The organism is Pseudomyxococcus flavus (assembly GCF_050038885.1).
Classification (GTDB): domain Bacteria; phylum Myxococcota; class Myxococcia; order Myxococcales; family Myxococcaceae; genus Myxococcus; species Myxococcus flavus.
Map to the genome: position 1 here is coordinate 3,627,524 of NZ_CP143624.1, position 22,157 is coordinate 3,649,680.

Here is a 22,157-nt window from a genome sequence, read left to right on the forward strand (position 1 = left end):
TGCTTTATCCAATTTTGTGCAGAGGAGGCGCCATGCCCTCGACATCAGCGAAAGACGGAACGTCACTCCACTACCGGGTCGTGGGTGACGGTCCGCGCACCGTCGTGCTGGTCCACGGGTGGATGGTGTCCGGCGCGGTGTGGGATTCACTGGTGGAGCGGCTGGACCTGTCCGGGCTGCGGCTGGTGATTCCGGACATGCGCGGCTCCGGCAAGTCGGGCCGGCCGGAGACGGGCTATGGCCTGGAGACGCTGGCGAGCGACGTGCTGGCGGTGGCGGACGCCTCGGGGGCGCAGCGCTTCACGCTGGTGGGCCACAGCATGGGCGGCCAGCTGGTGCAGTGGGTGGCGGCGGAGGTTCCGGAGCGCGTCGAGGGGCTGGTGCTCATCAACTCCGTGCCCGCCGCGGGCCTGCCGCTTCCTCCAGAGGCCGCGGGGTTGTTCCGCACCTCGGCGGGGAGCCGCGAGAAGAAGCAGACCATCCTCGGCCTCGCGTGCAAGCAGCTGCCGCCGGAGGCCCTGGAGGCGCTGGTGAAGGACTCGATGGACATCAGCCAGCCGGCCATCGAGCACGTCTTCGACGCGTGGACTGCGGGGGGCTTCGCCGACAAGCTGGCCGCGATTACGGCGCCTGCGCTGGTGCTGGCCACGGACGACGCCTTCCTGCCGGCGCCCTTCCTGCGGGAGTCCGTGGTGGCGAAGATTCGCCGCGCGCGCCTGGTGTACCTGCCTGGCCCCGGCCATTACCCACAGGTGGAGCGCCCGGCGGAGACGGCGGCGCTGGTGTCCGCCTTCCTCGCCGGCACCCAGCCAGCCTGAGCGCTTCGAGGAGACCGTAGAATGGCCTGGAGCATGTCCTTCGAGTACGACGCGCAGAACGACGTCGTCACCGCGCACTTCACCGACTGCGTCCTGGTGAGTGAGGCGGACGTCCTCCGCTGGAGGAAGGAGGTGGAGGAGCACCTCTCCAAGTACCCGTCCAAGGTGGACCTCCTCATCAACCTGGACGGGCTGGTGGTGAAGTTCACCGCGGGCCGCGTCTTCGGCAAGGAGCGCCGCGAGGTGCTGGAGCGCTACACGCACCGCTCGTACCGCTTCGGTGGCGACGAGATGACGCGCATGTTCGTGCTCACCAGCGGTGCCATCAACGGCGCTGCCGTCAATCACTTCACCTCGCGCGACGAGGCGCTGGCCGCGCTCCAGGCCGAGCGCGAGGCCCTGCGCAAGCGGGGCTTCTCGCCGTTTGGCGGAGGCTTCGCCGGCAGCAAGGCCTGAAGCCCGGGCGGCTCAGACGCCGGCGAACCACTCGTAGCCGCGGTCCTCCCAGTAGCCGCCGGTGGGCTCGGGCAGGAAGTTCACCTCGGTGAGGTACTTCACCATCTTGTAGCCCAGCTTCACGCCCGAATAGAGGCGCAGCGGCGCGCCATGCCCGGGCGTCAGCGGCTGGCCGTTCATCCCGTAGGCCAGAATCGTCTGGGGATGGAAGGCGCTGGGCCGGTCCCACGACGAGTAGTAACCGGCGTCGAACGAGCGCAGCTCCACGTAGCCGGCGCGCGTGTCGGCACCCACGTACCGGGCGAGCTCGCTCACGCGCACGCCATGCCAGGACGCCACCGCGCTCCAGCCTTCCACGCAGTGGTGGCGGATGCGCAGGTCGGTGCGAGGCAGGCGCTGGAGCGTCTCCAGCGTCAGCACGGAGGGCCGCGCCACCTGTCCGCCCACCTGGAGCGCCCAGCCCGCGGGCGCGAGCGGCACCGTGTCGGAGACGAAGTACTCGGGGAACTTCCCGGGCGGCGTCGTCTCCTCGGGCGGCAGCTCGGGCGCGAGCCGGTGTTCGTCGAACAGCGCGGCCTGGGCGCGGGCGTTGAAGCGCTCCATGGCGCCCAGGAAGCCCTCTCGCGGGCGGCTGCTGTCACACGCGCCGGCCGTGAGCGCGCTGGCGCCCACCAACGCCGCGCGCCGCGTGAGCAGGTGTCTAGGCATCGGGCTTCCTTCCACCCGTCACCATCTCTCCCAGGCTTCGTGGGTGGAGCAGCACCAGCACGATGTGCCCCACCGTGAAGAGGGCGAGCAGCGCCAGCACGACGAGGTGGACGGCGCGCGCGGTGTCGTAGCCGCCCATCAGCGTGGTGAGCGCGCCGAGCTGCACCGGCTTGTAGAGGACGAGCCCGGAGAGCACGGCGAGCAGCCCCAGCGCCAGCGTGCCGGTGTACGCCAGCCGCTGGAGGCCGTTGTAGAGCCCCTGGGCCGGGGCGTGCCGGCGCACGCGCAGGTAGAAGGCGAGCGTGCCCAGGGCGTTGCGCGTGTCGCGCCGGGGCAGGAAGAGGCGGCGGCGCCACTCGCCGCTGATGGCGAGGTAGAGCACGTACGCCACGCCATTGAGCGTGAGGAACCAGGCGAAGGCGAAGTGCCAGTGGCGGGCGCCCGCGAGCCAGTCGCCCAGGCGCGCCCACTCGGGCGGAGGGACGCCCTGGAAGGGGTACCAGCCATAGGGCCGGCCCTGCGGCCCGAGCATGGGGTAGGCGACGAGAATCTGCAGGCCGCTGGCCGCCATGATGAGCAGCAGCGGCACGTTGAGCCAGTGGGCCACGCGGATGGGCCAGGGCTGGGGCCTGCGTCGTTCGGGGGCTTGCACGCGCGCGGAAGAAAGCACCCGGCGTCCCGCGGCGGAGGCATCGGCCTGGCTGAGGTGATGGGCAGCCATCAGAAGCGGGGGGGCGGCGGAGGGTGTGCGTCACGCCGGGGACGGGCGCTGGCCCTGGAGGGTGACTGCCCGGGACGCACGCGGCGGCGGAGGTGCGCGTGTCGCGGGAGGCACACGGCGGTGACATCGTCGTGGTGAGCGCGCTCCGCCAGGGTCGCACGTCCTGGTTCACGCTGCCCCAGTGGGAAGAGCCCGCGCTTGTGAGTTCGTGAGCGTGGGGACTCAGCGGTTCTCGAACGGCGGCGGGAGGAGTTTCCGCACTTCACTGATGAACTTCGGCACGGACTTCGACAGCCCATCTAGCAACCGCGGAAAGGTGATGGGCGGGTTCTTCAACATCTCCGCCTGTGTGCGCAGCAGCTCCAGGACCACGCTGGGAGTCTGGCTGAGGAGGTTCTGCAGGAAGGTGTCTGCGTCTTGTGCCTGCATGGCCCGAGGCAGATGCTCCGCCGCGAAGTCGCGCAGGTTGTTGGTGACAATGGTTTGCGCGCCCACATGCACTGCCGCCGCAAGGACGTGCCGGTCCTTGGGGTGATTCGTCATGGCCGGGACAAGACGCTCGTAGCCGGACACCATCGCTTCGGGAAAGTGCCTGCGCATGGCGGTGACTCGGCGTTCTGCTTGTGCACCCGTGAGCCCAACCTGCTCGACGAGGTTGCGGCGCACCTCCTCGAGGATTTCCTCCGTCCAGTAGAGCTGGATGAGCCCTTCGTCAGCGGCCAGGAGCAGGACGTCACAGAGTGAGACGGGAATCAGGACGTTTGCGTCGAGGACGACGGGAAATGGGGCGGGGTTCACAGCCCAGTCGTCCCGCGTCGCTTTCTTGCTGTCAACGGTGGCTTCGCCGTCGGCTCACTCATCGAGCTCGGGATAGCCACCGGCGAGCTGCGAGTCCTGAATCATCTCGACCAGCTTCGCCCGGCGATCTGCTTTTCTGCGCGCACGGTACTCGAGCACGTCCTGCGTGTAGACGCGCCGATGGGTGCCCGTGCGGTGGAATGGAATCTTCCCCTCGTCGAGGAGTTGCACGAGGTATTGGCGAGACACGTTGAGCAGGTTCGCGGCCTGCTGCGTGGTGAGTTCCTTCTGGACTGGGACGATGGAGACGGCATCGCCCGATGCCAGGACAGCGAGAAGCTGCTGAAGCAGGGTCAGCACGTCCTTGGGCAGAGGGAGCGCCTCGTGATTGGGGCCGAGGAGCGTGAATCGAGGCTGGGACCCCGTTCCATGAAGCGTCTCGGTGATCAGTTTGGCGAGCTGTTGGACCTGCCCCAGGGTGCTCTCCGTGGCCGCTACGGGCTCCGAAACACGCGAGCGCGCGTCGTCGGTGTCTGAATCGAGAGTGGATGGCGACATGCGGACCCCGTGGGACGCCTCCTGAGCGGCGCCTTACGAGGTAATACCCGAACATGATGGGGTATTACCCGGTATCGTCCATGTAATACGTGGCGTTATTCGACGCAAGTGCAGGTTCCGGCGGAGTTTTAGGTTGAATAGGTCGCATTCGCCACGCTCTATCTGTCCCAAGCGCAAGTTCCTGCATTGTCGCCGGAGAGGGAAGGCTCAGACGCTCGCCTGCCCCTCCAGCTTCTGCATCTCCTCGCGGCGGACCTCGGACGCCGTGCGGACGATGTCCTTGCACGACATGCCCAGGTCCTGCTCGGTGAGTTTCTGGCCGAGCTTGGGCAGCACGTCCCGCTCCTCCATCGTCACGTGGTCCTTCACCACCTTCTCCAACTCGCCAATCAGGGAGGTCAGCTTCCCCACGTCGTTGCGCGAGCGAATCATCTGGGCGATGAGCTGCTTCATCTCCCCGTGCTCCTCGATGGAGTCCTGAATCAGCGCCTCATCCACCACCCTGCGCGCGGCGGGATATACCCAGCGCTCCTCGATGGTGCTGTGCAGCGTGAGCGCCTCCGCGAGCTGGACGCAGAGCTCCTTCTTGCTCGCGTCGTCCTGGGCCGCCCGGCAGGCGTCGAACAGCGCTTCGGCCTCGCGGTGCTGCTGAATCAACAGGTCAATCACATCCACGTCTGCGCTCCTTGGAATCGGTTCCGTGCCACTCAACGGTCCGCACGCGTGCGGGGGCTCGCAATCACCGCTCCAGGCGCGCGGGGCCCTGCCCGTTTCCCAGCACCCGCGGGCGCTCAGCCCTCGCCTGACCCGTACTTCTTCTGCACCCGCCACAGCGTGGACGCGTCGATGCCCAGCACCCGCGCCGCCTTGTCCAGCGTGGGCGCCGAAGCCATGACAAGCCGCACGTGCTTGCGCTCGATGTCCTCCAGGGTGTGCGGCCCGCCCAGCGCTCCATGGACCTCCCGCCGTGAAGCTGCAGTCCGGGACGCCTGCGGCACCAGCACCCGCATGGGGCGCTCCCGGATGTCCATGGCTTCATCCTAGGAGCAATGCCCGCGCCGGGCGCCCGCCACGCGCCCGGACTGCTGCCCAGCGTGCGGGGGCACACGCAACCCAGGCATCGGTGCCCGCCGGAAGTTGGCGGTTGCCGCACACCCGCCGCACACCGCGCTGGCCTTGTTCTCCGGATTGGGATGGAACAGGGGGGTATGCGCTTGATTGGGATGATGGTGGGCGGCACGCCCCCGGGAGATGGCGAGGAGGAGAACGTCTTCTCCAGGGCCCGGGGCCCCTCGGCGTCGGAGCGGCGGACCCGGAAGGCGCTGCTGCTGGGCCTGGTGCTGCTGCTCCTCGGCGGGGTGTGGCTGTACCTCCAGGGCGGTGAGAACCGGGCCCTGAACGCGTTGTCCCCGGCGCAGCGCGCCTCCCTGTTCCAGGAGACGCGCGAGTCCTTCCGCGAGCTGTGCATGGGGGACGCTGGGACGAGCCGCTTCCCGAAGCGCTGCGCGCAGATGGCGGGCTTCCTCACCCGCTTCACGGAGTGCGACGAGGCCTGCCGGCAGGAGATTGCCCCCGCGCTCCAGCGCGCCGTGCGCTGATGAACGGCGGTGGGCGGCACGGAGACGGAGCCTCGGCCGCCCGCCCGGTGAGCACACGAAACAAAGACATCCGTTGTTTCATGATGTAGGTGGGGCGGCACCTACCCGGATTTCATGTCTCTCCGTATCTGCCTGGGTGACACGGACCGTGAGAGTTACCTGCTCGTGCACAGTTGGCTATCCTGCGTTGCGCGCGGCGTGAACAACGGCCGCACGGGTTCGAGGCTCCTGCGGGAGTCCGCGGAAGGATGGCGACATGTGCTGGCGCAGCGGGCCCCGGAAAACGGGGTGGCTCTTCAACAGCCGGATGGCGGCCGTGAGACCCGGCCCGAATCCACGGCGGTTGAAGCGCGCTCACGGTAGCGGGGAGGTCGCCCGGTGCGTTTGAAGCTCAAGCAGAAGCTGATGTTGCTGCCCGCGGTCGTCGCGGTGTTCCTGGTGGCCATCCTCGTGGCCTTCATGGCCCTGGGCTCGCGCTCGGGCGCCGTGTTCGAGCGCATCAGCGCCTCGAACGCGCCCTCGGTGGAGCTGAGCCGCGAGGTGATGCACCGCTTCCCGGGGCTGCACCGCGGGGTGTCGGCCGCCGTGGCGGGGAAGGTCTCGGACGGCCTGGAGCGCCTGCGCCCGGAGGTGGAGCAGCTCCAGGCGAAGCTCGACCAGGCGCGGGCCGTGCCGGGCGCGAACGTGGCGCGGGTGGATGCGCTCAAGGCCTCGCTGTCCGCGTACTGGGCCACTGCCGAGCAGGGGCTGGCGGGGGACGCGCAGGCGGCGCTGGCGACGCGCTCGGAGCTGGAGTCGCAATCGGCGGCGCTGCGCGAGGCCCTGGAGCAGGCCGCGGCCGAGGACGGCCAGGCCGTCACCGACTCCTACCGGGAGGTGGCCGGGCTGCACAGCGCCACCACCTGGACGGTGTGCGTGCTGGTGCTGCTGTGCATCGGGCTGACGGTGGGGCTCGCCATCTGGCTGCACCGCGAGGTGACGGTGCCGCTGGCGAAGCTGACCCACGTGGCTACGCGCATCGCGGAGAAGGGCGACCTGACGCAGGCCATCGACGTGCGCGGCGAGGACGAGGTGGGCGAGCTGGCGCGGGGCTTCCAGGTCATGGTGACGCGGCTGCGCGACGTGCCCACCACCATCCAGACGGTGGTGGACGAGCTCTCGGCCGCGGCGAAGACGCTCACGCAGGCCAGCAAGGACCAGGTGGACTTCCTCACCAACCAGTCGCGCAGCCTCACCGAGGCGAGCACCACCATCGCCGAAATCGCGCAGACGTCCAGCATGGCGGCCAGCCGCGCGGAGATGGTGCTCCGCGTCGCCGGGCAGGCGGATGCGTTCGGCGCGTCGGGGCAGGAGTCCATCGAGAAGAGCGCCGAGGGCCTGCAGCAGATTCGTCAGCGGGTGGGCGCGCTGGTGGGCAGCATCGCGCACCTGAGCGACCAGGCCGTGCACGCCGGTGAAATCATCAGCACCGTGAAGGACCTGGCGGACCAGTCCAACGTGCTGGCGCTCAACGCGGCCATCGAGGCGGCGCGCGCTGGTGAGGAGGGCCGGGGCTTCGCGGTGGTGGCGAAGGAGATGCGCTCGCTCAGCGGCCAGTCGCTGCAGAGCACCCAGCGCATCGGCAAGATTCTCCTCGAAATCAACCAGGCCATCCGCCAGACGGTGGGCATCGCCGAGGGCGACAGCGAGAAGATGGAGGAGGGCATCGAGCAGGTGCTCGCCTCGGCCAACACGCTGAAGGAAATCACCACCGTGGTGCAGGAGAGCAGCCAGGCCGCGCGCCAGATTGTCGCCTCCGTCACCCAGCAGAACGCGGGCATCGCGCAGATGACCGACGTGATGACGACGCTGTCCTCCATGATGGCGGACGTGGTGACGGCCACGATGACGGCCGAGCAGGCGGTGACGCAAATCAACGCGTCGCTGGAGCAGCTCCAGACGCTGTCCACCGGCTTCCGCGTCTGACGCCGCGCCCGGGCCGCGCGGGTGCCACCGACGTCGGTGGCACCCCGGCCCTTCCAGGCGTCACTCCCCCTGCATCAGCCCGGTGACGCGCCCGTCGTCGTGGACGGTGACGCGGCGGGCCGCCGGCTCGCGCGGCAGGCCGGGCATGGTGAGGATTTCCCCGGTGAGCGCCACCAGGAAGCCCGCGCCCGCGGACAGGCGCACCTCGCGCACGGTGAGCGTGAAGCCGCGGGGGCGTCCCAGCTTCGTGGGGTCGTCCGACAGCGACAGGTGCGTCTTCGCCATGCACACCGGGAGCTGGGCGCCGCCCAGCTCGCGCACCGCCTCCAGGTCCTTCTTCGCGCCCGCGGTGAAGGTGACGTCGTCCGCGCCATAGACGGTGCGGGCGATGGCGGCCACCTTCTCCTCCGGCGCCTGGTCCACGTCGTAGAGGAAGCGCGGCTGGGGCGGGGCGGCGTCCGTGCCGTCCAGCATCTCCAGCACCCGGTCGGCCAGCTCCAGCGAGCCGTCTCCACCCCGCGAGTAGCCGTCGCATACGGCCATCTCCACGCCGCGCGCCTTGCCGAAGGCCCGCAGCTCCTCCAGCTCGGCGTCCAGGTCCTGCGGGAAGCGATTCACACACAGCACCGCGGGCAGGCCGAAGGCGGCCACCGACTCCAGGTGCTTCTCCAGGTGCGCGAAGCCGCGGACCAGGGCCTCGCGGTCCGGCTCGGCCACGCGCGAGGGCGCCGCGCCCCCGTGGTGCTTCAGCGCGCGCAGCGTCACCACCAGCACCACGCCCCGAGGCCAGATGCCGGCGCTCCGGCACTTGATGTCGAGGAACTTCTCCGCGCCCAGGTCGAAGCCGAAGCCCGCCTCCGTGATGACCTCGTCCGCGTAGGCCAGCCCCATGCGCGTGCCCAGCACGGAGCTGCACCCGTGGGCGATGTTCCCGAAGGGGCCCGCGTGCACCAGGGCCGGGCCGCCCTCGCGCGTCTGGGCGAGGTTGGGCATCAGCGCGTCCTTGAGCAGCGCCACCATGGCCGCCGCCGCGTCGACGTCCCGGGCACGCACCGGCTCACCGTCCCGGGCGTGGCCGATGACGATGCGGCCCAGGCGTGCCTCCAGGTCCTTCAGCCCCTCCGCGAGCGCGAGGATGGCCATGACCTCGCTGGCGGCGGTGATGTCGAAGTGGTCCTCGCGCGGCACGCCCTGCGCCTTGCCACCCAGGCCGACGATGACGTTGCGCAGGAAGCGGTCGTTCATGTCCATGGCGCGCCGCCAGCGCACGCGCGTGGCGTCCAGCGCCACCGGCTGGCCGTAGTAGACGGCGTTGTCCACCAGCGCGGCGAGCAGGTTGTTGGCGCTGGTGATGGCGTGCAGGTCCCCGGTGAAGTGCAGGTTGATGTCGGCAGCGGGCTCCAGGCTGGCCTGCCCGCCGCCGGTGCCGCCGCCCTTCACGCCGAAGACGGGGCCGAGCGACGGCTCGCGCAGGGCCGCCACCGCCCGGCGCCCCCGCTTGCGCAGCCCCATGGCCAGGGCCACCGACATGGTCGTCTTCCCCTCGCCCGGAGGCGTGGGGTTGATGGCGGACACCAGCACCAGCCGGCCCTGCCGCCCTCCGCGCTTGCCGAGCGCGTCCAGCGACACCTTGGCGCGGTGGGTCCCCCACGGCAGCACGTCCTCGGGAGACAGGCCCAGCTCGGCGCCCACTTCGGTCATGGCTCTCAGCTTCATGCCGGGACTCTCCGCGTGGCATGGGCCCCTGGTCAACCGCGGCAAGGCCTGGGCCGAGGTCAGGGTCGTGCGCCGGTCAGTCCAGGCGGAAGCCCTCGGGCGCGCGCGGGTCCTTCCGGTCGTACATGTTGAGGTACAGCGTCACCGGCTTGTCCAACCCGTCGTAGATGACGTCGTACACGTCGAGCAGGCCGCTGCCGAAGGGCGAGTTCTCCGACGCGAAGGCGCAGCAGCTTCCTCTCCGCTCGTAGCGGACCTTCTGGCCCTCCGGCCCCCGCAGGTGCTCGAGGTACTCGTATTCACCATCGACGCCGCCGCCCACGTGGATGGGGTCGTTCTCGCTGTAGCCGTAGCCGGAAGGCGCGGGAGCGGCCTTCGGGGCCTCGGCGGTGGGCGTGGGCTCGCCGGGGCGGGTGCTCGACGCGGTGGACGCACACCCCGTGGCCAGCGTGGGGACGAGGAAGAGCAACGCGAGTCGTGAGGTCGTCATGCCGGCCAGCCTAGCGCTTTCGCACAGGGCCCGGCCCCGGGGCGGGAACCCTGCCGTCCATGGCTGACAGGCAAGGCCCGCCGGTGGACCCTTTGACGCTCCGGGTGGGGGTCGCATGTTTCCCGATGGAGTCCTGGCCCGCCGCGGAGGAGCGCTCATGTCGAAGGCCCACATCCATGACGGAGGACGCGGCATGTGGAGCGTGGCCGCGCAGGCCAGGGCCCTCCGCTCGGACAGGCCCTCGTTCTCTCCGACGCTGCTCCAGGTGGGGGCCAGCCTCCAGGCGGCGCTCATCGTCGATGCGCAGGGGCGGGTCGCCTTCATGGACGAAGCGCTGCTCCGCGCCACCCGATGGAGGGACGGTCCCCTGGAAGGCCGGCTCATGGGCGAAGTGCTCCGCGGGCTGTCCTGGCTCACGGAGGCGCTCGGGGTGGCGCTCGAGGGCAAGGCGGGCGTCCAGGAAGGGCCCGGAGCGGGACAGCGGCTGACGGCCTTCGTCCTCCCCATCTTCGGCGACGGAGGGGCGCTGCTCGGCGCCTGTGCGCGGCTCCAGCTGCCCGAGCCGGCCAGGGACGGGCCACCCGACCGGAGCGCGATGGCACACGGCGCGGAGTCAGGGGAGGCGCGGCATGGGCCCGAGAGCCTGGAGCACATGAACTCGGTGCTCCGCGCGACGCTCGACTCCATCGCGGAGGGCGTCATCGTGGTCGACCTGAGCAGGCGCGTCACCGCCTTCAACAAGCAGTTCCTCGATATGTGGGGGCTCACCGAGGAGATGATGGAGGACCGCGACGCGGAGCCGGTGCTGGTGCGCGCGGCGAAGAGCGTGAAGGACCCGGAGTGGTTCACCTCGCGCATCCGGGAGCGCTTCGAGGCGTCGGCGCAGGTGGACGTGGAGACGGTGGAGTTGCTGGACGGGCGCATCCTGGAGCGCAAGTCGCTGCCGCAGCGGTTGGGGAGCACCATCATCGGTCGCGTCTGGAGCTACCGGGAGGTGACGGCGGAGCGGCACGCCGAGGCCGAGCGCGAGCGGCTGCTGCGTGATGCCCAGGAGGCCATTCGCGTGCGGGATGACTTCCTCTCCATCGCCGCGCATGAGCTGAAGACGCCGCTCACCCCGCTGAAGCTGCACCTGCAGCGGCTGCGTCAGGACGGAGTCCTGGGAGACGCTCCGCACGCGCGCCACGTGGACAAGTCGCTCATGCAGGTGGCGCGGTTGTCCGGACTGGTGAATGACCTGCTGGACACCTCGCGCATCCAGGCGGGGCGGCTGACGCTGAAGCACGGGCCCATTCCGTTCCAGGAGCTGGCCAGTGACGTCGCCTCCGAGATGCGCCTGGCCAGCGCGCACCACCATGTGGAGTTCGACGCGCCCGACGAGCGGCTGGTCGTCCTGGGGGATGGAGACCGGCTCGCGCAGGTGCTCGTCAACTTGATGGAGAACGCCTTCAAGTACAGCCCCAGCGGTGGGACGGTGCGCGTCCGGGTGCGTCGGGATGGTGGCCACGTCCGGGTCTCCGTGCAGGACGAAGGCATCGGCATCCCACAGGACCAGCACGAGCGCCTGTTCGAGCGGTTCTTCCGCGCTCACAACGCCCCCATCTCTGGCTTCGGTGGGCTGGGCCTGGGGCTCTACATCTGCCAGGACATCGTCGAGCGGCATGGCGGCCGCTTGTGGGTGGAGAGCGAGCTGGGCAGGGGCTCCACCTTCCACTTCACCGTGCCGCTGGCGGGGTGATGCTCAAGGCGCGGGGGGGCGTGCGCTCAGGAGGAGCATGGCGGTGGCGAGGACGAAGAGGGCGAAGCCCTTGCGCAGGTGCGATGGCGAGACGCGGCCCGCGAGTCTCCCGCCCAGCAGGCTGCCCGTCATCGCGGCCAGCAGCACCTCGCCGGTGAGCACCCAGGGCAGGTCGACATGGCCCAGGTGTCCGACGAAGCCCGCGGCGCACTGGAGGGCGATGACCACCAGCGAGGTCGCGGTGGCCATGGGCGCGGAGAGGCCCACGAGCATCAGGGCGGGGACGATGAGGAAGCCGCCTCCCGCGCCGACGAGGCCCGACAGGATGCCCACCGCCGAGCCCTGCGCGAGCACGCGCGGCGTGGACGGCGCGGGTCGGGGACCGGAGGTGGACGGCGCCGCGTCCTTGCGGCGCAGCATGGCCACGGCGGCGGCGACCATGACGCCCGCGAAGAGGACCAGCAGCGTGTCGGGTGCGAGATACGGGTTGAGCCTTCCGCCAAGGAAGGCTCCCGCCATGCCGCCCGCTCCGAACACGAGCCCGGTGCGCCAGCGCACCCGGCCCGCGCGGGCGTGGAGGAAGGCGCCGCTGGCGCTGGTGATTCCCACCACCACGAGCGACATGGCGATGGCCGTCCGGGGCTCCACGCCCAGGACGTACACCAGGAGGGGCACGGTGAGGATGGAGCCGCCACCTCCCAGGAGCCCCAGCAGGATGCCCACGAGCAGCGAGCCTGCGATGCCCGCGTACAGCATCAGCAGGTGCCTTCGGGAAGCGCCACGGCGAGCTGGTCCCTGAGGCTGCGTAGCAGGTGCTCGAAGGCTGCTGTGTCCTGGATGGCGGGGGGACGCGCCGCCTGGAGCGCATCCAGCACCGCGGAGAGCGCCAGGCGCGAGGGGCAGATGCCGGCTCGGAGTGAATCGGGATGCACGGTGGACGTGACAGCGCCGCTCGCGAGCAGGGCACCGGAAATGGGGGCACGAGGCACGGCCGTGACGTCACGCGAGTCCTGAGCGGCTGGGCGGGATGCGTGAGGCGCGGCCGTGGCGGCTCGTGCGTCCTGGACGGCGGCTGACGCAGCAGCGCTGGTCTCGAGCAGGGCACTGGGAATGGATGGGCGAGGCGCAGCCGCAGCGTCACGCGCATCCTGCATGGCAGGCACGTCGCGACCTGGCGGCTCGGACGACAGGAGCAGGTGGAGGCCTTGGAACAGCCTGTCTCGCACCGCCGCCAGCGTGGGCAGGGGCGCGGGATGCGTGCGCACCACGGGCAGTTGCTCCGTGTTCCAGGCGAGCATGCCGCCTCGCAGGTTCATCACCCGGCTGAATCCGAGCGCCACGAGCTGGACCGCGGCCCTCGCGGAGCGCGCTCCGGAGCGGCACACCAGCACGACCTGCGTCTGCCGAGGCCAGGTGCTGACGACGTCCTGCACTGTCGCGAGAGGCGCGAGCCGCACGTCGGCGATGCGACCCAGGATGCCGTCGAGCTCGGCGGGCTCGCGCACATCGAGCACCGTGAGGCTGTCTCGCGAGGCGGCGGCGAGCTGGCGCACGTCCACGTCGCGGTAGCCCGCGGGGTGGGGCGTGTCGTCGTCGAAGAGAGGGGGCATGGCGCAAGACCTCCGTGGTGCGTCAGGCCTGGACGGTCGTGGGGACACGGCCGCAGGCCCGGTTGGCGGGAACCGCCACGTCCAGCTTCCGGGGAGGCGGCAGGTTCCGGTCCTTCATGAAGGCGATGAACGCCTCGCGCGACCGGCCGGCGAGCCGGGGGTTGTGCCGCTTCTCCTCGCCCACCGTGGACATGGCATGCCCGGCGTAGTCGTGGCCCGGGTACACCTCTGTCTCGTCGGGCAGGGTGAAGAGGTGGCGGGTGATGGCGTCGTAGAGCTGGCCGGGGTCGCCGTTCTGGAAGTCCGTACGGCCCGTGCCTCGGATGAGGAGTGCGTCGCCGGTGAAGAGCCGGCGCTCGCACAGGAAGCTGAGGCTGTCATCGGTGTGGCCGGGCGTCTCCAGCACGCGCACCTCCAACTGGCCCACATGGACCACGTCGCCGTGCCCTACCGCTCGGTCCACACAGGGCGCGCCACGGCTCGACGCCACCACCGTGGCGCCCGTCCGCTCCCGGAGCGCGCCCGCGCCGGTGACGTGGTCGGCATGGACGTGCGTCTCCAGCACCACGGTGAGCTTCAGGCCCAGCTCCTGGAGGAGCGTCAGGTCTCGCTCTACCTGCTCCAGCACCGGGTCGATGAGCGCGGCGGCGCCAGTGGCCTCATCGGCCAGGAGGTACGTGTACGTCGACGTGTCCGCATCGAAGAGCTGCCGGAAGAGCATGGCCTGCCTCAGAGGTGGAAGTTCCGGGCCCGGGGATTGCCAGCATCGTGCCAGCCATGGCGGTGCGGGGTTTGCCGAGGCGCTTCCAGAGGGAACGTCAGACCTCGAATGGGTGTGGGACCCACGGCAAGGCACAGCGCCAGGGCGTGAGTGTTTCACGAGGGTGCCCTCCGGAAACACCGTTGAAACACTTGATGAAACGGCGGCCAGACTCCTGCTGCGAAACGTCTCCGGAGCCGCACTGCCGGCGCGGCGAGGTCATCCGAGGGATGACTTGCGATAGCGGCTACCGTGCGACACGCAATCCAGCGCTTCGGCGTCGAGCAGGCCGTGCCACCTCGAACCCTGGCTGACGCCGAGCGGGCGCGTGGCCTCGCGGCTTCACGAGACACGGGGCCCGGCACCTTGAAGCCATGCGGCAGCCCTCCACGGCGAGCCCGTCTCATCCCAAGCAGGCGCGCGGCGACGCGGCGCCTCGGCTCAGCGCTTCGAGGCCGTGCTCGAATCGCGCAGGCGCCGCCACAGCGTGACGCGGCTGACGCCGAGCAGGCGCGCGGCCTCGGAGCGGTTGCCGCCCGCCTGGGCGAGCGCGGCCTGGACGCGCTCGGGCTCCAGCGAGACGTCGCGCGAGGTAGGCGGCGCCTGTGGGGCGGGCGCCCGGGGCTCGGCGAACTCCGGCGGCAGGTCCGCTTCACGGACCACCGGCCCCTCTCCGATGACGTAGGCGTACTCCATGACGTTGCGGAGCTCGCGCACATTCCCCGGCCAGGCGTGCTCAACCAGCAGCCGCCGCGCGCCCGGGGAGAAGCGCTCCACGCGCCGGGGGCCTCGTTGGTTCAGCTCCTCCAGGAAGCGCATCGCCAGCGGGAGGATGTCGCCCCGGCGCTCTCGCAGCGCGGGCAGGAAGAGGGGCACCACGCGCAGGCGGTACATCAGGTCCGCGCGGAAGCGGCCCGCCTCGACCTCGCGGCGCAGCGGCCGGTGGGTGGCGGCGATGATGCGCACGTCCACGGGTACGGGCTGGCGGCCTCCCACGGGGATGACGGTGCGCGTCTCCAGCACGCGCAGCATCTTCGCCTGGAGGTCCAGCGGCATCTCGGCCACCTCGTCGAGGAAGAGCGAGCCCTTGTCCGCCAGCCGGAAGTGCCCCGGGCTGTCGCGCACGGCCCCGGTGAAGGCGCCGCGCACGTGGCCGAACAGCTCGCTCTCCAGCAGGTTGGGCGGCAGCGCCGCGCAGTTGATGGCGCGAAAAGGCCCGCGGGCGCGCGTGGACAGCGCATGCAGCGCGTGGGCGATGTGCTCCTTGCCGGTGCCGGACTCGCCCCGTACCAGGACGCTGGACTCGGTGCGCGCCACCTTCTCGACGATGCGGAAGACGCGCTGGAGCTCCGGTGACTGCGTCCACAGCCCGTGGAAGAGCTCGGCGCGCTGGGGCATGGCGCCAGTGGGCGCCGGGACGACGAGCAGCGCCCAGCCCGCCCTCCGCGGCCCCTGCGACAGCGCTTGGGCACGCACGCGCACCGCCTTCGAGTGGCCGCCCACGCGCAACTGGGCGGACGCCTCTCGCCCCTCGACCAGGAGCTCCTCGCCGTCGTCGGGCACCAGCACCCGCGCCAGCGGCGTGCCGGCGCGGAGCGTGCCGCCGAGCGCGGCCTCGAGCGCGGGTGTGAGCGCGGCCACCTTCCGTGCCTCGTCCACGAGGAGCACGGGCCCCGCGAGGACATCCAGGGCGGGGAGCACGAGGCGGGAGGTGGGGCTGGGACGGGAGGATGGCATCGTCAGGGCCGGGAGGGGCCTGCATAGCCCGGCCCCCGGCGCATCAGGCAAGGCCTCGCATCATGAAGGTCCAGTAGAAGAAGGGCAGACCATGCTTCTTCAGCAGCCACAAATCGCTCCGCTCCTGGGTGGTGTCGATGAAGGGGATGCTGGGCGCGGGCTTGCCGTCGTAGTCGAACTCGGCGAGCAGCAGCCGTCCGTAGCCGGTGGTGAGGGGGCAGGACGCGTAGCCGTCATAACGCGCGGGCAGGGGGCGGTCCCTCATGCAGGCGAGGAGGTTCTCCACCAGCACCGGCGCCTGCTTGCGCACGGCGGCGCCCGTCCTGCTGGTGGGCAGGTCGGACGCATCCCCGAGCGCGAAGACGTTGGGATGGTCCGGGTGCTGGAGCGTGTACTTGTCCGTCTTCACCCAGCCGGTGTTCGGACCCTCGCGCCAGGCCAGGGGGCTGCCCTTGATGAAGTCCGGTGCGCTCTGCGGTGGGGTGACGTGCAGCATGTCGTAGGAGAGCGTGAGGCGCTCCGTCTGCCCGTCTCGCGAGGTCTCGAAGGTGGCCTCTCGCTTGTCGCCGTCCACGGCGACGAGGTCGTGCTGGAAGCGCGGGGTGATGCCGTAGCGGTGCACCACGCCCTCCAGCACGGAGGCGAAGGGCTTCACGCCGAAGATGGCCTTGGCACCGGAGCCGAAGACGACGCTGGTGCGCTCCAGCACGCCGGTGCGGCGGAAGTGGTCCGCGGCCAGGTACATGATTTTCTGCGGCGCCCCGGCGCACTTCACGGGCGTGGACGGCTGCGTGAAGAGCGCCGTGCCGCCCTTGAAGCCCTGGATGAGGCGCCACGTCTTGGGCGCGAGGTGCACGTCGTAGTTGCTGCTGACGTGCGGCGTCTTCAGCGCCTCGCGAAGGCCGGTGACGCGGTCCCAGTCGAGCTGGATGCCGGGAGCGACGACGAGGAAGTCGTAGCCCAGGCGCAGGCCACCGCGGGTGCGGACCTCCCGGGCGTCCGGGTCCACCTCCGTGGCCGCATCGCGCACCCACCGCACGCCGGGCGGAATGAGGCGGGCTTCGTTGCGCACGGTGTCCTCGATGCGAGCCTCACCGGCGCCCACCAGGGTCCACAGGGGCTGGTAGTAGTGGTGCTGCGAGGGCTCGAGGACGGTGACGCCCTTCTGGCCGGCGCGCGCCAGCCGGGCGGCCACCGCGATGCCCGCCGTGCCGCCGCCGATGATGAGCACGCGATGATGCTCGCGCACCGGTGCCACCAGGGCGTCAGGCGACGTCATCAGGTTCTTGCGGTCGAAATCCTCGCTCGTCTGCATGTCGCGCGCTCCCTCGTGAAACGTGAAACGGGCAGAAAGCCCTAGCAGGGCGCGTGCCACACTCGTCCTCAGGTGCAGGCCCCAGGTGGCGGGGTGAACAGGGTGTTTCGCGAGCGTTTCAGCGTGTTTCAGGAGCGCCCGCGGCTGGCGGCGCTCCGGGCATGAAAAAGGGCCCGGACCGTGAAGTCCGGGCCCCCGTCATTCGGGTCGGCTTACTTGCCGAAGAGGCCGCGCAGGCGCTTCTTCGCTTCCTCCTCGGCGCGCTTCTTCGCCTCGGCCTCCAGGCGCGCCTTCTCCGCGGCGGCCTTGGCCTCCAGCTCCTTGCGCTTGGCCTCGGCCTCGGCGCGAATCTTGTCCTCGCCGCCCTCGATGAGGCCCTGCACCTGCTGGCCGCGCTCGCCGCCAATCAGGCTGCCCGCCAGCGAGGACGCCGCCAGCTTGGCGATGAGCGTCACCGCCGGCTTCACGTCCAGGCTGGTGACCTCCGGCTTCCACGCGGGGCCCGTCAGCTTGAGGCCCACGGGGATGTCGGACGGCGGCGTCACCTTGCCCAGCGTGAGCGTCTTCACGGTGGACGGCGTGAGCGACACGGTGCCCGTCAGGTCCAGCGTGCCGTCCAGGCGGATGCCGCCGTCGAAGCTCAGCTGCGCCTCGGGCCGCGCCCACGTCAGCGGCTTGGACAGCTGGGCCACGCCGTTCTTGATTTGCACGTTGAAGGGCAGGTCGCCGCCCAGCTTCGTCACCTGCTCGTTCTTGAGGCCCTTGGCCGCGATGGGCAGCGCCTTGGCGAGCGGCTCGGACACCGCCGCCACCAGGTCCTTGCCCAGCAGCTCACCGTCCAGCAGGTCCCCGCTGATGCCGCCCAGCAGCGTCTGCTTGAGCTGGTCTGGCGTGTAGCCCACGCCCTTCACGTCCACGTTGCCGTTGAACTTGCCCGTCACCGCCTTCTGCGGGGTGAACTGCGTCAGGGCCTGCTCCACCGCGACGTTCTCCACCTTCACCTTCGCCTCGAAGGGGCGCTGCTCCGGCAGCGGGCCCAGGCGCACCGTCGTGCCGTCGGCGACCACCTTTCCGCCGAAGACGCCCGTGGAGAACTTCTCCACCGTGATGAGGTCGTCGGTCATCTTCACCACGCCCGTCACGTTGGACATGTCCATGTCCAGGTAGCGCAGCGTGCCCACCGCGAAGCGGATGTCGCCCCGGTAGCCGTTGAAGCGCGTCGGGTCATCCGACGGCGGCTCCTCCGGCGGGGGCCCGCCGCGGGCCTGGACTTCCTCCTCGCTCATCATCAGCGCGTCCGCGTCCAGCTTCGCGCTCTTGAGGTCCGCGGCGAAGGTGGTGGTCTGCTGCTTCCCCTGGCCCGCGAGCGCGAACGACGCGCTGCCCGTCAGCGTGTCCTCGAGGACGTTCGCGGTGAGCTCGGGGATGTCCACCTTCATGCCGGAGCCCTTGCCGGGCGCGTAGGTGCCCGACGCGCTCAGGTCCATCCGCTGCCCCGGGGCCTTGGCCACCAGCAGGCCGGGCCGCAGGTCGATGCCGCCCAGGTCCGCCTTCGCGTCGAAGCGCAGGGCGCCGCCGCTGGCCGCCGCGCCGGAGACGCGCGCGGAGAGCTTCATCGCGCCGCCCGCGTCCTTCGTCAGCTGGGCGGGCACGCGCAGCCGCACCGGCGTCAGGTCCACGTTGACGTCGAGCGCCTGGGCGTCCTGCGTGCCGCTGCCGCGCACGTCCAGGCCAATGGGGCCGGCAATCATCCCGTTGAGCTGCTTGCGCAGCGGCGGGTAGTACTCGGCGAGCGCGGCCGGGTCGAGGTTGCGGCCCGTGAGCTCGAAGCCCTCCACCGCGGGCTTGTCCGTGAGCAGGCCCTTCACGCTGCCCTTGCCGGTGAGGCTCGCGGGGCCCAGGTCCACCTTCAGCTTCGTGAGGGTCAGGTCGCCGGTGGCGATGTCGCCCGCGACGTCGGTGTCCATCACCACGTCCAGCGCCTTGCCGCCCTCCGAGCCGGTGAAGCTCAGGCCCAGGGCCTTGATGATGCCCACCAGCCGCGTGGGGCCCTGGCCGCCCGGAACGGCGCCGCCGAGGTCCGCCTGCCAGTCCGCGTCCAGCGTGCCCGCCTGCAGGCCGATGTCCGGCGGCAGGAAGGGGCCCAGCGGGGCGAGGTCGATTTTCTGCGCCTTGAGCGTCACGCGCTCGGGCGTGGGCACCAGGGTGGGGGGCAGCGGCGCGGCATGGAGCGACACCTGCAGGTTCTGCGTGTCGGCGAGCACCGCGGCGGCCAGGTTCACCACCAGGGGCTTGCCGGCGCGCAGGTCCTTCACCTCGATGTCCAGGTCCTTCACACCCAGCTCGCGGGCCTGCTGTCCGGCGCCGCGGTCCACGAAGCGGATGGCGCCGTCGGTGAGGGCCGCGCGCTCCACGTGGACGCCGGAGAGGTCCATGGGCTGTGACTCCTCGGCCGGCGCCTCCTCCTTGGGCTGCTGCTCCTCCAGCCGCTGGAGCAGGCGCTGCACGTTGGTGGTGCCGTCCGGGAAGCGGACCAGGTTGACGGTGAGGCCGGAGACCTCGGCGTTCTTCACCTGGATGTCCTTGCCGCTGGAGGACAGGAGCGGGCCCGCGGCGACGCGGACGTCCACCAGGGCGAGCTGCGCCAGCGGCAGGTCCTCACCCTCGGCGGGGCCGACGGTGACGTTCTCCACCTGGGCGCCGAGGGTGGGGAAGAGCTTGGTGGAGATGTCCCCGATTTCGATGGGGCGGCCCAGCAACTGGGAATAGGTGGCGGCCTGGTCGCGGGCCGTCTTCAGCAGGATGGCGTCCAGACGCCAGAGGGCCACGGCCACGACGATGACGAGGAGCGCGAAGACTCCTCCGAGCACATAGGGCCAACGGCGCTTCTTCTTCACGACGGTGTCGGACATCGCTTGAAACCTCCTCCAGCGAGCGGGCCGCAGGCGCCGGCCTGGTGTGCGGTACCCGGGGAGCAAGCAGACGCTTAGCCCAGCCCTGGCTCGTCCGCACGCCTCAGGCGCGCTGGCCCGCCTCGGGACAGCAGAATCTCAGTTCTGCCGGAGTGGACGCTGGAGGCGGAGGGAAATGCACGGAGGCGTACATTTCAGAGGCTGGCCGGCTGTCCCGCGGGCAAAAACAACGGGGGCGCCAGCCGGCTCCTGGCGCCCCCTGCCACTCGACACCTCTGGAAGTGCGCACGCGGCGCCAGGAAGGGAAGGCGGCCCGTGTCGTCCCGGCCGCCCCTCCCTGGCGGGGGGGACTGGGAGGGGGCGGGCGCCTGCACCCGGGCGCGGCGGCCTACCGCTCAGCGCGCGCCAGCCACGCTACACGTCCCCGCGGGCCGGAGACGCAGCGCGCGCAGCTCGCGCCCGTAGTCGGTGCTGTCGGTCGCGGTGAAGTAGACGTCCCAGCCCGAGCGCACGAAGCCCTTCGGCTCGGAGTGCATCGTGCCCGGCGCGATACCCATCAGCTCGAAGGCCCCGTCCTCACGGCTGTCGCTCACCCACGCCTCCCGGCCTCCCTCGTCCGTCTGGGCGCTGAAGAAGAGGTACGCCTCCACGGCGGTCAGCTCCGACGGCGCCGAGCCCAGCGCACCGGGGGCGATGTCCGCGCGCAGCACGGTGCCGGCGCTCGTCCCGTCGCTGACCCACAGCTCGCGGCCATGCACGCCGTCATCCGCGGTGAAGAAGAGCCGGTCCTTCACCACCGTCAGGCTCTCCGGCTGCGACGGCACCGGGCCGGGGAAGATGTCCTTCACCCGCGTCGTACCGGACGTCGTCCCATCGCTGCGCCACAGCTCGAAGTCGTCGCCCGTCTCGTCCGTCGCCGCGCTCAGGTAGAGCCGGCCCTTGTACGCGGTCAGCTCGGAAGGCGTGCCGGTGAAGGTGTAGACGAACCGCGCCCAGCTCGACGTGCCGCTGGTGACGTAGAGCCGGGTCTCCTGCTCATCGTTGTTCCAGGTGAAGAACAGCCTGTCCCCCACCGGCGTCAGGTGGCTGATGGTGTTGTCCTCCGGCCCGTCCGCGAGCCGCACGAAGCTCGTGCCGTTGGTGCGGTAGAGCTGGACGCGGCTGGGGAAGTCGTTCGACGGCGAGAAGACATCCACCTGGACGAAGAGCGCGTTCGAGCCGGCCACCAGCTCGAAGCGGCTGGAGACCTGGTCCCCCACCACGCTGAAGTCGCGCAGGAGGTAGGTGCCCTCCTCGGTGCCGTCGCTGCGCCACAGCGCCCGGCCGTTCACACGGTCATCCGCCGTGAAGTACAGGATGCCGTCGAAGACGGTCAGGTGCTCCGGGTCGGAGTCCTGCGGCCCTGGCGCGATGTTCTTCACCAGCGACGTGCCACCGGGCGTGCCGTCCGTCTTCCACAGCTCGCGGCCATGCACGCTGTTCTTCGCCGCGAAGTACGTGGTCGTCCCGCTCTGGATGAAGGGGCCCGCGTCCGAGTTCGGGCTGCCGGAGTGGATGTCCATCAGCGGCAGCGTGCCAGGGGCCACGCCCGAGCTGAGCCACAGCTCACGGCCCCAGACGCCGTCCGTGGCGGTGAAGAGGAGCGTCTGGTTGCCGTGGTGGAGGTGGAGCGGGTTCGAGTCACCGGGGCCCGGAATGATGTCGCGCACGAGGCGGGCGTTCGTGTCGCACAGCTCCCAGTCCTCGGTGGGCTCTTCCTCCGGCCGCGCGCTGTCGTCGCGTCTGGCCTCGGCCTCCACCTCCCCGTGCTCCAGGCGGACCGGGTAGGGGGCTTCAATGCCGCATCCGGTGGCGGCAATGCCTGAGACGACGGACAACAGCAAAGGAACGCTCTTTGCGCGAAGACGCATACTCACTCCTTGTTGCGGTGGCTGGCTGCGGTGGGGTGCCGCGGTCGCGCAATTTGGTCGGGATGTGACGGAACCCAACCCGTCCGCGAGTCGGTCCAGGGCTGCCATTGCGTGACAGTCCTTTCGCACCGCGTGCGTCCGGGGGGCTCGGCGTACGAGCCCGGAGCCCTTCAGCGAACAGCTGGAGTGCGCGGTGTTCGACGGCGGAACCTCCCGGACGCGCTTCCCGCTTTCCGAACCGCGGCCGCATAACGAGACTCGGCGCGCCATGCGCATCCGCTCCGCTTTCGTCCTGTTGGCCTGTGTCTCCGCTTGCGCCTCACGCCCGGGCCCCGGGCCCGCGTCGT

The 22,157-nt window shown here is 70.6% G+C and carries 20 protein-coding genes; 5 read left to right on the forward strand and 15 right to left on the reverse strand.

Annotated elements, in window-relative coordinates:
* Nucleotides 1-32: 32 nt before the first annotated feature.
* Nucleotides 33-818, forward strand: coding sequence for an alpha/beta fold hydrolase (locus VZL07_RS15180; protein WP_426756252.1), 786 nt, complete (start codon nt 33-35; stop codon nt 816-818).
* Nucleotides 819-839: 21 nt separating this feature from the next.
* The gene (locus tag VZL07_RS15185) at nt 840-1,274 is read left to right on the forward strand and encodes a hypothetical protein (protein WP_426756253.1); all 435 of its coding nucleotides are present in this window, start codon (nt 840-842) and stop codon (nt 1,272-1,274) included.
* A 12-nt stretch (nt 1,275-1,286) separates the two neighbouring features.
* On the opposite strand, the gene VZL07_RS15190 is transcribed toward VZL07_RS15185, so the two are convergent.
* The 6 genes from VZL07_RS15190 to VZL07_RS15215 form a co-directional block, all read right to left on the reverse strand.
* Nucleotides 1,287-1,982, reverse strand: coding sequence for a molybdopterin-dependent oxidoreductase (locus VZL07_RS15190; RefSeq protein ID WP_426756254.1), 696 nt, complete (start codon nt 1,980-1,982; stop codon nt 1,287-1,289).
* Nucleotides 1,975-2,652: a cytochrome b/b6 domain-containing protein gene (locus VZL07_RS15195; RefSeq protein ID WP_426756255.1), complete on the reverse strand. Its 678-nt coding sequence runs from the start codon at nt 2,650-2,652 to the stop codon at nt 1,975-1,977. Before VZL07_RS15195 ends, VZL07_RS15190 begins: the two co-directional genes overlap by 8 nt.
* 273 nt (nt 2,653-2,925) lie before the next feature.
* The gene (locus tag VZL07_RS15200; RefSeq protein ID WP_426756256.1) at nt 2,926-3,501 is read right to left on the reverse strand and encodes a PIN domain-containing protein; all 576 of its coding nucleotides are present in this window, start codon (nt 3,499-3,501) and stop codon (nt 2,926-2,928) included.
* Nucleotides 3,502-3,555: 54 nt separating this feature from the next.
* Nucleotides 3,556-4,059, reverse strand: a complete 504-nt coding sequence (locus VZL07_RS15205) for a helix-turn-helix domain-containing protein (RefSeq protein WP_426756257.1) — start codon at nt 4,057-4,059, stop codon at nt 3,556-3,558.
* A gap of 207 nt (nt 4,060-4,266) precedes the next feature.
* On the reverse strand, nt 4,267-4,734 hold the full coding sequence (locus tag VZL07_RS15210) for a hemerythrin domain-containing protein (RefSeq protein ID WP_426756258.1): 468 nt from the start codon (nt 4,732-4,734) through the stop codon (nt 4,267-4,269).
* 116 nt (nt 4,735-4,850) lie between these two features.
* Nucleotides 4,851-5,090 (reverse strand): helix-turn-helix domain-containing protein, encoded by a 240-nt coding sequence (locus tag VZL07_RS15215; RefSeq protein ID WP_426756259.1) that lies wholly within the window; start codon nt 5,088-5,090, stop codon nt 4,851-4,853.
* Between the two features lie 177 nt (nt 5,091-5,267).
* On the opposite strand from VZL07_RS15215, the gene VZL07_RS15220 reads away from it, so the two are divergent.
* Complete coding sequence (locus VZL07_RS15220) at nt 5,268-5,657, forward strand: hypothetical protein (protein ID WP_426756260.1); 390 nt, start codon at nt 5,268-5,270, stop codon at nt 5,655-5,657.
* A 378-nt stretch (nt 5,658-6,035) separates the two neighbouring features.
* Nucleotides 6,036-7,622, forward strand: a complete 1,587-nt coding sequence (locus VZL07_RS15225) for a methyl-accepting chemotaxis protein (RefSeq protein ID WP_426756261.1) — start codon at nt 6,036-6,038, stop codon at nt 7,620-7,622.
* 60 nt (nt 7,623-7,682) lie between these two features.
* Here VZL07_RS15225 and VZL07_RS15230 read toward each other — a convergent pair whose 3' ends face one another.
* Complete coding sequence (locus tag VZL07_RS15230) at nt 7,683-9,338, reverse strand: formate--tetrahydrofolate ligase (RefSeq protein WP_426756262.1); 1,656 nt, start codon at nt 9,336-9,338, stop codon at nt 7,683-7,685.
* Nucleotides 9,339-9,414: 76 nt separating this feature from the next.
* Complete coding sequence (locus tag VZL07_RS15235) at nt 9,415-9,828, reverse strand: hypothetical protein (protein ID WP_426756263.1); 414 nt, start codon at nt 9,826-9,828, stop codon at nt 9,415-9,417.
* 157 nt (nt 9,829-9,985) lie between these two features.
* On the opposite strand from VZL07_RS15235, the gene VZL07_RS15240 reads away from it, so the two are divergent.
* Entirely contained in the window at nt 9,986-11,566 is a 1,581-nt protein-coding gene (locus VZL07_RS15240) for an ATP-binding protein (RefSeq protein WP_426756264.1), read from the forward strand.
* A gap of 3 nt (nt 11,567-11,569) precedes the next feature.
* Here the strand turns inward: VZL07_RS15240 and VZL07_RS15245 are convergent, their stop codons facing one another.
* The 7 genes from VZL07_RS15245 to VZL07_RS15275 form a co-directional block, all read right to left on the reverse strand.
* Nucleotides 11,570-12,322 (reverse strand): sulfite exporter TauE/SafE family protein, encoded by a 753-nt coding sequence (locus VZL07_RS15245; protein WP_426756265.1) that lies wholly within the window; start codon nt 12,320-12,322, stop codon nt 11,570-11,572.
* The gene (locus tag VZL07_RS15250) at nt 12,322-13,176 is read right to left on the reverse strand and encodes a rhodanese-like domain-containing protein (RefSeq protein WP_426756266.1); all 855 of its coding nucleotides are present in this window, start codon (nt 13,174-13,176) and stop codon (nt 12,322-12,324) included. The genes VZL07_RS15245 and VZL07_RS15250 overlap by 1 nt, the downstream gene beginning before the upstream one ends.
* A 22-nt stretch (nt 13,177-13,198) precedes the next feature.
* A complete protein-coding gene (locus VZL07_RS15255; RefSeq protein WP_426756267.1) occupies nt 13,199-13,897 on the reverse strand; it encodes an MBL fold metallo-hydrolase in 699 nt (232 codons plus the stop codon).
* A gap of 480 nt (nt 13,898-14,377) precedes the next feature.
* Nucleotides 14,378-15,673: a sigma-54 interaction domain-containing protein gene (locus VZL07_RS15260; RefSeq protein ID WP_426756268.1), complete on the reverse strand. Its 1,296-nt coding sequence runs from the start codon at nt 15,671-15,673 to the stop codon at nt 14,378-14,380.
* 43 nt (nt 15,674-15,716) lie between these two features.
* Nucleotides 15,717-16,988 (reverse strand): FAD-dependent oxidoreductase, encoded by a 1,272-nt coding sequence (locus VZL07_RS15265; protein ID WP_426756269.1) that lies wholly within the window; start codon nt 16,986-16,988, stop codon nt 15,717-15,719.
* 212 nt (nt 16,989-17,200) lie between these two features.
* Nucleotides 17,201-19,900, reverse strand: a complete 2,700-nt coding sequence (locus VZL07_RS15270; RefSeq protein WP_426756270.1) for an AsmA family protein — start codon at nt 19,898-19,900, stop codon at nt 17,201-17,203.
* Nucleotides 19,901-20,295: 395 nt separating this feature from the next.
* Nucleotides 20,296-21,810, reverse strand: a complete 1,515-nt coding sequence (locus tag VZL07_RS15275) for an ELWxxDGT repeat protein (protein ID WP_426756271.1) — start codon at nt 21,808-21,810, stop codon at nt 20,296-20,298.
* Nucleotides 21,811-22,157 lie beyond the last annotated feature (347 nt).